Source organism: Streptomyces sp. NPDC041200 (assembly GCF_055591805.1).
Genome location: NZ_JBVIZF010000011.1, coordinates 175,805 through 184,720, shown reverse-complemented (window position 1 = coordinate 184,720; position 8,916 = coordinate 175,805). Strand labels below are relative to the sequence as shown.

General features: G+C 71.6%; 9 protein-coding genes. 4 read left to right on the top strand and 5 right to left on the bottom strand.

Features of this window, described 5'->3' with window-relative positions:
- Nucleotides 1-3: 3 nt before the first annotated feature.
- Both ACZ6CL_RS24590 and fabD read right to left on the bottom strand, forming a co-directional pair.
- On the bottom strand, nt 4-261 hold the full coding sequence (locus tag ACZ6CL_RS24590) for an acyl carrier protein (RefSeq protein WP_468938779.1): 258 nt from the start codon (nt 259-261) through the stop codon (nt 4-6).
- A 15-nt stretch (nt 262-276) separates the two neighbouring features.
- Nucleotides 277-1,164 carry an ACP S-malonyltransferase gene (gene fabD / locus ACZ6CL_RS24585; RefSeq protein WP_468938858.1) on the bottom strand — a complete coding sequence of 296 codons (888 nt, stop codon included), beginning with the start codon at nt 1,162-1,164 and terminating at the stop codon, nt 277-279.
- Between the two features lie 266 nt (nt 1,165-1,430).
- Here fabD and ACZ6CL_RS24580 point away from each other — a divergent pair, with 266 nt between their 5' ends.
- The 4 genes from ACZ6CL_RS24580 (at nt 1,431) to ACZ6CL_RS24565 (ending at nt 5,214) form a co-directional block, all read left to right on the top strand.
- Nucleotides 1,431-2,195, top strand: a complete 765-nt coding sequence (locus ACZ6CL_RS24580; RefSeq protein ID WP_468938778.1) for a thioesterase II family protein — start codon at nt 1,431-1,433, stop codon at nt 2,193-2,195.
- A gap of 128 nt (nt 2,196-2,323) precedes the next feature.
- Nucleotides 2,324-3,091: a hypothetical protein gene (locus ACZ6CL_RS24575; protein WP_468938777.1), complete on the top strand. Its 768-nt coding sequence runs from the start codon at nt 2,324-2,326 to the stop codon at nt 3,089-3,091.
- 114 nt (nt 3,092-3,205) lie between these two features.
- The gene (locus ACZ6CL_RS24570) at nt 3,206-3,883 is read left to right on the top strand and encodes a response regulator transcription factor (protein ID WP_468938775.1); all 678 of its coding nucleotides are present in this window, start codon (nt 3,206-3,208) and stop codon (nt 3,881-3,883) included.
- Nucleotides 3,880-5,214: a sensor histidine kinase gene (locus tag ACZ6CL_RS24565; protein ID WP_468938773.1), complete on the top strand. Its 1,335-nt coding sequence runs from the start codon at nt 3,880-3,882 to the stop codon at nt 5,212-5,214. The genes ACZ6CL_RS24570 and ACZ6CL_RS24565 overlap by 4 nt, the downstream gene beginning before the upstream one ends.
- Nucleotides 5,215-5,646: 432 nt before the next feature.
- Here ACZ6CL_RS24565 and ACZ6CL_RS24560 read toward each other — a convergent pair whose 3' ends face one another.
- Genes ACZ6CL_RS24560 through ACZ6CL_RS24550 form a run of 3 tightly spaced genes read right to left on the bottom strand, consistent with a single transcriptional unit; the run spans nt 5,647 to nt 8,652 of the window.
- Nucleotides 5,647-6,549 (bottom strand): LysR family transcriptional regulator, encoded by a 903-nt coding sequence (locus tag ACZ6CL_RS24560; protein WP_468938771.1) that lies wholly within the window; start codon nt 6,547-6,549, stop codon nt 5,647-5,649.
- Nucleotides 6,509-8,059: an MFS transporter gene (locus ACZ6CL_RS24555; RefSeq protein WP_468938768.1), complete on the bottom strand. Its 1,551-nt coding sequence runs from the start codon at nt 8,057-8,059 to the stop codon at nt 6,509-6,511. Before ACZ6CL_RS24555 ends, ACZ6CL_RS24560 begins: the two co-directional genes overlap by 41 nt.
- Complete coding sequence (locus tag ACZ6CL_RS24550; RefSeq protein ID WP_468938856.1) at nt 8,056-8,652, bottom strand: flavodoxin family protein; 597 nt, start codon at nt 8,650-8,652, stop codon at nt 8,056-8,058. The genes ACZ6CL_RS24555 and ACZ6CL_RS24550 overlap by 4 nt, the downstream gene beginning before the upstream one ends.
- Nucleotides 8,653-8,916 lie beyond the last annotated feature (264 nt).

Genomic DNA, 8,916 nt, shown 5'->3' with positions numbered 1-8,916 from the left:
GAGTTACCGGCGGTTGGACTCGGCGAGCTTGCGGGACACGAAGTCGTCGATGGAGGAGAGGGAGACGAACACATCGGTGAGAATGTCGGCCTCGTCCATGTGGAACGCGAACTCGTCCTCGAGGAAGTTCATCATCTGGATATAGCCGAAGGAGTCGATGACCCCTTCCTTGAAGAGGTCGGTGTCGGCGGTGATGTCGCCGCCGAACTCGACGAGGAAGCGCTCCTCTATGAACTGCTGGATCTTCTCTGTCCTGCTCATTTCAGAACCCTGGTTTCAGTCGGAGACGGGAACGGGCGCGGGAACGGGTGCGAGGACTTCTGACGCGCGGATCTTTTCCACCATGCGCGAGAGGGACTTTCCGCCCACCTCTTCGCAGGCGAACTGGGGGTCGCGGGCGAGCAGATGCCGGACGCTGTCCGTCCAGCGCACCGGCTCGACGAGCTGCTGGCTCAGCGTCGATACGATCGCGCCCGTTTCGTAGGGGCGTCCGGTGACGTTGGCGACCACGTCGACGGCGGGCTCGGCGAAGGTGAACTCCTTCAGGTATCGCTCGAACTCCGCGCGGGCCGGTTCCATGTACCGGGAGTGGAACGGCGCGCTGACGCGCAGCGGCGCGAACCGGATGCCGCGCTCCTTGAACGCGGCGTGAGCGGCGCGCAGCGCCCCGGCGGGACCGGCGATGACGAGCTGGGCGTCGGTGTTGAAGCCCGCGACGTCCAGGCCTTCGACGCCGTCCTGCCCGAGGATGTCGAAGAGTCGCGACGCCGGAGTGTTCATCACGGCCGTCATTCCGCCGCCGGATGCCGCCGCCATCAGCTCGCCGCGCTTCTTGACGAGCCTGAGGCCGGTCTCGAAGTCGAACACCCCAGCGGCCAGCAGGGCGTTGTATTCACCCAGGCTGTGCCCGAGATAGCAGTCGGCGGGCCGGTCCTCGCGCCGTATGCGCTCGAACATCTGTAACGCGTTGACGGTGTAGAGGGCGGGCTGGGTGTATTCCGTGCGGGCCAGCATGTCGTCGGGGTTGTCCCGGCACAGGGCGACGAGGTCGTACCCCAGCACGTCACAGGCGAATTGGGTGAGCCCGGGGTAGCACTGGAAGGCATCCTTGCCCATTCCCCGGAATTGGGAACCTTGCCCGGGAAAAAGAATTGCGAAAACCATGGCGCCTTTCAGGTGGACACCAGAAGAAGAGCCGGTTAACGCGCTCGGCCCTAAATCAGCATCGACGAAGTGCGCCGACGCATGCAAGGGGCACTCATGTGGCGAAGGTTACATTGTCGCATTCTGTCAAACTAGTGATGTCCCTAGTGCTTGCTGGAGAGGTCAGAAATAAGACTGCCCTGACTTATTCGCGTGCTTGACAGCATCAACAAACCCCGGGATTACTGAATTTCCTGCCCCGAGACGTCGTTCCCGGAAGGTCACTCATGAACGCCCCGATCACCGACCCCTGGCTGCAGCCGCTGCGGCACGCCGATCAGCCCGCCGCGACGGCTCCGGAGCACCGGGACCGAGTGGTGTGCTGGCCGCCCGCGGGCGGCTCCGCCACCTTCTTCCACCCCTTCGCCGCCGCACTCCCGGAGGCCGACGTCTGGGCCGTCCAGCCGCCGGGCCGGGCCAACCGCCGCCGCACCCCGGCCGTCACCGACCCCACGGAGGCCGCGGACAGCGTCCTGGCCGCGCTCGACACGCTCCCGCCCACCGACGGCCGCCTCATCGTCATGGGCCACAGCATGGGCGCGGCCATGACCCACCTCCTGGCCACCCGCGCCCCCACCACCCCGGATCTCGTCGTCCTGTCCGCGTGGCCGGTTCCCGGCCAGTTCGTGCGGCACCCCCTCGGCAAGCCGACCGCCGAACTCGACACCGGCGATCTCTTCGCCTTCCTGCGCTCCCTGGACACCCCGGGGATGGCCAATCTGGACGAGGCCCTGGTGGCCGAATACCTCCTCCCGCCCCTACGGGCCGACCTCCTCCTGGGCGACGGCCTCGCCGCCATGACCGACCGCGCCTGGACCAAGTCCCCGGTCCTTCTCCTCTCCGCCGACGACGACCAGGTCTTCTCCCCCGCCGAGATCGCCGCCTGGCGCGATGTCGTGGACGTCCGCGACCACGTCCGCCTCACGGGCGGCCACTTCGCGCTCTCCGCACACGTCGAAACAGTGGCCGACGCCATCCGCCGCGCGCTGTAGCCGGGACCCTGGCTCCTGGCCCCCACCCCCTGATCCATCTCCCTGATGCCGCATCAGGGTGCGTCTGCGGGGCTACTCAGGGAGCTTCCCGATGGTCCGGGACACCGGTGGCGGCCAGGGTCGAGGGCATGAAGAGATCCAGGAACGCGCTCCGCCGTAGCCGCCTCGCGTACGGAGTCGGCGCCGTCGCCGCCGCCCTCACCCTGACCGCCACTGCCCAGGCTCCGGCCTCCGCGCAGCCCTTCTCAGCCGATCCCGCCTCGGCCCGCTCCACCACCGCGCCCATCCCCACCCCGGAGTCGCTCGCCCCCGCCTACGCCGACTGTCCTGAGGATCTGCCCGCGGGAGCCGACCGCGCGAAGTGGCACTGCGAGGTGTCGGTCGCGTACGGGCGCATCAAGCTGGGCGGGATCGACCTCCCCGACATCAAGCCCATCACCCTCGTCCACGCCGAGGGCCCGCTGCCCGACGGCACGTTCGGGCAGGTCATGGGCACCGCACGCGCCGAGCCGACACCGGTACCGGGCGCTTTGGGCCTGTCCGTCCAGCCCGAGTACGGGGGTTACGCCGACTTCCTCAGCAGCGGCGCACTGCATCTGAAGTTCCGACTGGTCTCACCGTTCCTCAACCAGGCGTGCACCATCGGCACCGACGAGAATCCGGTGAAGCTCCGTCTCACGAAGGACGCGCCGAGCACCTGGCTGTCCCAGGACCCGCCGCTGGTTCGCTTCCCCGCGCACGACGACACCTTCACCACGCCCGCGGCCACCCGCTGCGGCCCCCTCGGCCCCGCGATCAACCACCGCTTCGCCCTGCCCGCCGCCTCCGGTGACAGCCTGGTCGCATATACGGCGTACTACACCTTCAAGACCTACGACCGCCTCCCGGCCGCCTGAGCCTGCCCGGGCGGACCCGGCGGACCCGCTCGCCGACGGCCGAGATAGTACGCACCGCCCCCGGAGCCGGGCTGCCAAGATGAGCGAATGATCTACCCAGCCGATACACAACGGTTGACTGCGGATCAGACACGGCTGTTACTGGTCGAGGACGACCGGGAGACCGCAGACATGCTGGCCGAACTATTCGTCTCAGAGGGCTATGCCGTCGATGTGGCATTCGACGGCCACCGGGGGCTCCATCTCGGTCTCGGCCGACGTCATCAGGTGATGGTCATCGATCGCATGCTGCCCGGCATCGACGGCCTGGACCTGGTGAAACGATTACGGAGGGTCGGTGTCACCACCCGGGTCCTGGTGCTGACCGCGCTGGGCGAACTGGGCGATCGGGTCACCGGCCTCGACTCCGGCGCGGACGACTACCTCGTCAAGCCCTTCGAAGTGGACGAACTGCTGGCCAGGGTGCGGGCGCTGCACCGGCGCGACCGCGCGGACGCCGAAGTCCTGCCGCTCGGCGACGGGGACGGCGGGCAGCTGGACCTGCGGCGCCACGAGGTCCAGCTCGCCGACGGCAGCCGGGTCGAACTGTCCCTGCGGGAGTTCGGCCTGCTGCACGCGCTCGCGGACGCCCCCAAGTGGGTCCACGACCGCTCGCACCTGCGCGAGCGAGTCTTCCCCGACACCTCGGCGGAGTCCATCGTCGACACCTACGTCTACTACCTGCGGCGGAAGCTGGGCCGCGACGTCGTCCGTACCGTGCGGGGGCGCGGCTATCAGTTGGGCACGCTGTGATCTCCCTCCCGGTCCGCCTTCCGACCCGCCGTACGGCTCGGAGCCCCGAGCAGCGACGGCTCTCCGCCGCCCAGTGGTCCATCACGCTGCGCATCTCGCTCGTGATGTCGGTGATCATGCTGCTGGTCGTGGCCATCGTCTACTCCGTCGTACTGTTCGCCCAGCGCGCCGACGCGGAGCGCGAGACGCGGTGGGGCGTCCAGCGCAACACCGTCGAGAGCCCGCCGGTCTGCATGTGGATCACCGTGGAGCGGGACGGAGTGCTCCGCAGCACCCGCGGCATCCCGGACGGCCTGCCCGTGACGTCCAGCCTGGCGGCGGTCCGCGCGGGCGCGCCCCCGGTGCTGGAACGGGTGGAGCGCGGCGGCGAGCAGTACACGGTGCGCACCGATTGGCGCGGCGACGAGGTCGTACAGGCCGCGTACGGCGAACGGTTCCAGCGCGTCGACCGCCAGCATCTGCTGCTCGCCTTCGCCACGGCCGAGTCGATCGGCCTGCTGCTCGTCGCCGCGGCGAGCGGCATGCTCGCGCGGCGGGCGATGACACCGCTGTCCGAGGCACTGGACCGGCAGCGGCGGTTCGTCGCGGACGCCAGCCACGAACTGCGCACCCCGCTCACCCAGTTGCACACCCGCGCCCAGTTGCTGGCCCGGCGCTCCGGCTCGGAACCCCCGCAGCAGCTGGCCTCCGACCTCCAGCGCCTGGTGACCGGCACCCGGCAGCTCGGCGACATCATCGACGACCTGCTGCTGTCCGCGCGGCTGTCCCAGTCGCCGGATTCCTGCGATCCGGTCGACGTCGCCGCGCTCGCCGAGGAGGCAGTGGCCGCCGAGGACGCCCGCGCCCAGTCGCTGGGCCTGGCCGTACGGCTGCGGCACAGCCCGGGTCGGCACGTGGTGATGGGCACCGCCCCGGCCCTGCGCCGGGTGATCGCCGCGCTGGTCGACAACGCGATGGGGCACACCCCGGCGGGTGGCGAGGTCGTGGTGTCCGTGGACGCCCCGCGTACCGGGGTCGTGTCGCTGTCCGTACGCGACACGGGGACGGGTTTCGCGCCCGAGGAGGCCGACCGCCTCTTCGAACGGTTCGCCCGGGGGACGTCGGGGCGGGGCAGGCGTTTCGGGCTCGGCCTGGCCTTGGCCCGGGAGGTCGTCGAAAGCCACCGTGGACGGATCACCGCCGGGGGGCGTCCAGGCCACGGCGCGCTGTTCACCGTCGAACTCCCGGCGGCGCGGACGGCGGAGGCGCCGGGCGAGGCGATTCCGCGGCAGCGGTCGATCGCGGCCTGCCTGTCCGTAGTGGCCCGCCAGCCGAACGGCCCAGGCCACTGACCCCCGACCGGCCCACCGCCGGGCACGTAGCCCAGCCCACAGCCGGGCGCACCGCCCCGGTACGGCCGCAGCGCGGGCGTGCCACCACCGGACCCGCAACCCGGTACGCCCGGTCCCGGCCAGACGCACTTCCGGGGCGCCCCCGTACGCGGCCGTGGGCACCGACCCGGTACGGCGGCACGCGGCGGCACGCGGCGGCACGCGGCGGCACCGCAAACGAGCGAACCGCGAACGCGCCGCACCCGACAGCGCCGCCGGGGCCGCGGGCATCCCGCACCCGTACGCGCCCCCGCGCCCACGGCGCGCCGCCAGCCCAGCCTGCCGCTGCCGCGCGGCCGCACCGCCAGAACGCCGCGCGGCCCCGGCCGCACCGGACAGCGCGACCCGCACCACGGGCCCCGCAACCGCACGCGCGCCCGAGACACCCGCCCCTCACGGCACCCGCGGGCGGCACCAGTCCAGGGCACCGCCGTCTATGTCCTCCGCCAGCGCGGCCAGTGGCGAATCGGGGGGCCATACCAGTCGGGTCCGGCGCCATAGGCGGCCGTCGGCCAGGCGTTTCAGGGCTATGCCGGGGCAGCGGTCGGCCGGGGCGGCGAAGACGCCGACCGCGTTCCCGGCGCTGACGATGGCCGCCGCGGTGGTCTGGTCGGCGCCGAAGTACCGGAAGCGGGGGGTGAAACCGGCGCGCTCGCAGGCGATCCGCAGGCTCAGGCCGAGGCCGTCGGAGCGGTCTCCGGGGGCGACCCAGATCTCGTCGGCCAGCTCTTCGAGGGTGACCGTCTGCCGGTGGGCCAGCCGGTGGCCCGGGGCCAGTCCGATCAGCACCGGTTCGGTGCCGAGGTCACGGACGGTGAACTCGCGGACCGCGGGCGGTCCGACGTCCGGGAACTCGCTGACGACCGCGAGCGCGATCTTCTCGGTGCGCAGCAGCTCCAGCGCGGCCTGGGAGGAGGGCTCCAGAAAGGTCAGCTGCTCATGGTGCGGCAGCCGCTCCCGGATGAGTGCGGCGATCAGCGGCACCCACGGGTTGTCCACGCCGCCCAGCCCGACGGCCCGCGGCGGCTCTGCGGGCTGGGCGAGCGTACGCGCCGTGGCGAGCAGGTCGCCGAACGCGTCCAGCAACTCCCGCGCCCGGCCCACCACATGCACACCCAGCTCGGTAGGGACGACGCCCTGCGGCCGGCGGCGGAACAGCGGGCCGCCCAATTCCCCTTCGATGCGCCTGAGTTGAGTGGAGAGGCCGGATTGCGCGATATTCAGTGTGGCGGCCGCGCGGCTGATGCTGCCGGATTCAGCCACGGTGAGCACGATCCGCAGGTGGCGCAGACCCATATCCACTTCCTGCCTCCGTCGGTGATGGTCGTGGCCGGAAAGAGACGATGACGAGGACGGCACCCGCCAGGGACAGCAGCGCCGTCCAAGTGGCGGTGGTGTACAGGGCGTGCAGATAGGCCCGGTCGGCGGCGGCGAGGAGATCGGACCGGCCCAGCGACGCGGCCACCGCCCGGGTGGCCTCCGCCGAGTCCAGCGCCCGGCCCCTGGCCCCAGGGCCCAGACCGTCGAGCGCGGGCCGGACCTCCCCCCGGTAGGCGGTGGCGAGCACCGAGCCGAGGACCGCGACCCCGAGGGTGCTGCCCACGGGCCGGGTGGCGGCGTTGATGGCCGCGCCCGCGCCGGTGTACCGCGCGGGCAGGACGGCCATCATCTCCGCCGTCATCGGCGCGACCACCATCCCGATACCCACGCCCTGTGCGAACAGCACCACGGCGATCGCGGCCACCGGAGTGTCCGCGTCGAAGAACACGTAGGCACCGAAGGTGGCGCCCGCGAGAAGGACTCCGGCCACCGCGCACCAGCGGACGGTCAGCCGCCGGGCCAGCGCCGGGGAGACCTGGTTGCCGAGGACGATGCCACCCGCGGCGGACGCCATGACGAGCCCGGCGGCAAGCGCCGACAGACCGTGCACCCCTTGCAGATAGAAGGCGCAGTAGAAGAGCTGTCCGGCCAGGCCGAAGAAGAGCAGCAGCAGGGTCACGCTGCCGCCCGCGAAACGCGGTTCGGTGAACAGGCGCACGTCGAACCCCGGCGTCTCCCGGCTGCTCTGCGTCCTGACGAACACCGCCAGCAGGGCGAGCCCGGCCACCAGTGGCAGCAGCGCGGCCGGGCTCGTCCAGCCGGACGGGCGGCCGCCCTGGATGACGCCGTACACCACCAGGCCAAGCCCCAGGACGGACAGCAGCAGCGCCACCGGGTCGAGTACCCGGCGCTCGGCGTAGCGCAGCTCGGGCACCAGGAGCGCCACACCGGCCAGGCATACGGCCACCACCGGCAGGTTGACGAGGAACACCGATCCCCACCAGAACCGGGTCAGCAGCGCACCGCCCGCCACCGGCCCGAGCGCCACCGCCGCGCCGCCCGCGGAGGCCCACACCGCGATGGCCCGGGTGCGGTGGGCGGGCGCGGTGCCACGGGTGACGAGCGCCAGCGTCGCCGGGGTGATGAGCGCCCCGCCCGCACCCATGAACCCGCGGGTGACGATGAGTTCGGTGGCGCCGGGCGAGAACGCGGCCAGCGTGGAGGCCACGGCCAGGAGCAGCAGCCCGGCGGTCAGGGTGCGGCGCGGCCCGTAGCGGTCGGCGAGGGCGCCACCGGCGAAGCTGCCCGCGGCGAAGACCAGCGAGTACGAGGCGTTGGCCCACGCCAGCTCCGCGGAGTCGGCGCCGAGGCCGCGTACCGGGTCGGCGAGGGTTTCCATCGCCACGTTGAGGACCGTGTTGTCCAGCAGGACCAGCGTCTGCGCCAGGACCGCGACGGCCACGGTCCACCACGGCCGCTGTGTCACGGTGCCAGCGCTCGTCTGCCCGCGACGACGGTCCGGGTGACCTCCGCGACCCGCTGGCCGAGGTGTTCCGCGGTGGCGAGGTCGGACGGATGCGCCGTGCCCGACCGGTCGTCCACCGGCGTCTGGGCCCCGGCCCCCTGGTAGAAGCCGAGCCGGTTCAGGTCGGACTCGCTGCCCGAGGAGCGGTTCCAGCCGGACGCCAGGCCGAGGCTGACCCAGAGCATGCCGTGCTGTGCGGCGAGGGTGGCGAAGTAGCCGAGGGTGCCCGCCTTGTCCCCGGCCATGGAGCCGGAGTTGGTGAAGCCCGCGGCCACTTTGTCCTGCCACCGGCGGGTGAGCCAGCGCCGGGCGCTGGTCTCGGCGAAGGTGTGGAAGGCGGCGGAGGCCGTGCCCATGTACGTGGGCGCGCCGAAGACGATGGCGTGGGCGTCGTCGAGCAGGCGCCAGTCCTCATCGGTGAGGTGGTCGACCCGGATGAGGGTGACCTTGGCGTCCGGGGCCCGGCTCGCTCCGGCTCGTACTGCCTCCCCGAGCGTGGCGGTGTGTCCGCGTCCGCCGTGGCAGGCGATGGCGATGTGTACCGGGTCGGTCAGGGCGGTCAACCGTCCTCCTCGAAAACGCTGAAAACGCTGTTCGGGTCCGGTTCGTGCGCAGAGCCGTCGGCCAGCCTGCCACAGGAGTCTCAGAGGTTTCTCAGAGCCGCATAACCGCGGAGTGATGGAGATTCGATATCGGCTCGCCTTCGCACGGGCGTGCCATTCTGACCCGGCAGTCCCTCAGGACTCCCGAACCACCCCCCGAATAACCCGAACACCCCCGAAGCACCGTCCACCCGTTGGAAGAGGTGTGCCCGGCAC

Bases quoted from the DNA above. Each gene is read 5' to 3' on its own strand.
- fabD (WP_468938858.1), bottom strand. From the start codon at position 1,164: ATGGTTTTCGCAATTCTTTTTCCCGGGCAAGGTTCCCAATTCCGGGGA.
- ACZ6CL_RS24590 (WP_468938779.1), bottom strand. From the start codon at position 261: ATGAGCAGGACAGAGAAGATCCAGCAGTTCATAGAGGAGCGCTTCCTC.
- ACZ6CL_RS24580 (WP_468938778.1), top strand. From the start codon at position 1,431: ATGAACGCCCCGATCACCGACCCCTGGCTGCAGCCGCTGCGGCACGCC.
- ACZ6CL_RS24560 (WP_468938771.1), bottom strand. From the start codon at position 6,549: ATGGGTCTGCGCCACCTGCGGATCGTGCTCACCGTGGCTGAATCCGGC.
- ACZ6CL_RS24575 (WP_468938777.1), top strand. From the start codon at position 2,324: ATGAAGAGATCCAGGAACGCGCTCCGCCGTAGCCGCCTCGCGTACGGA.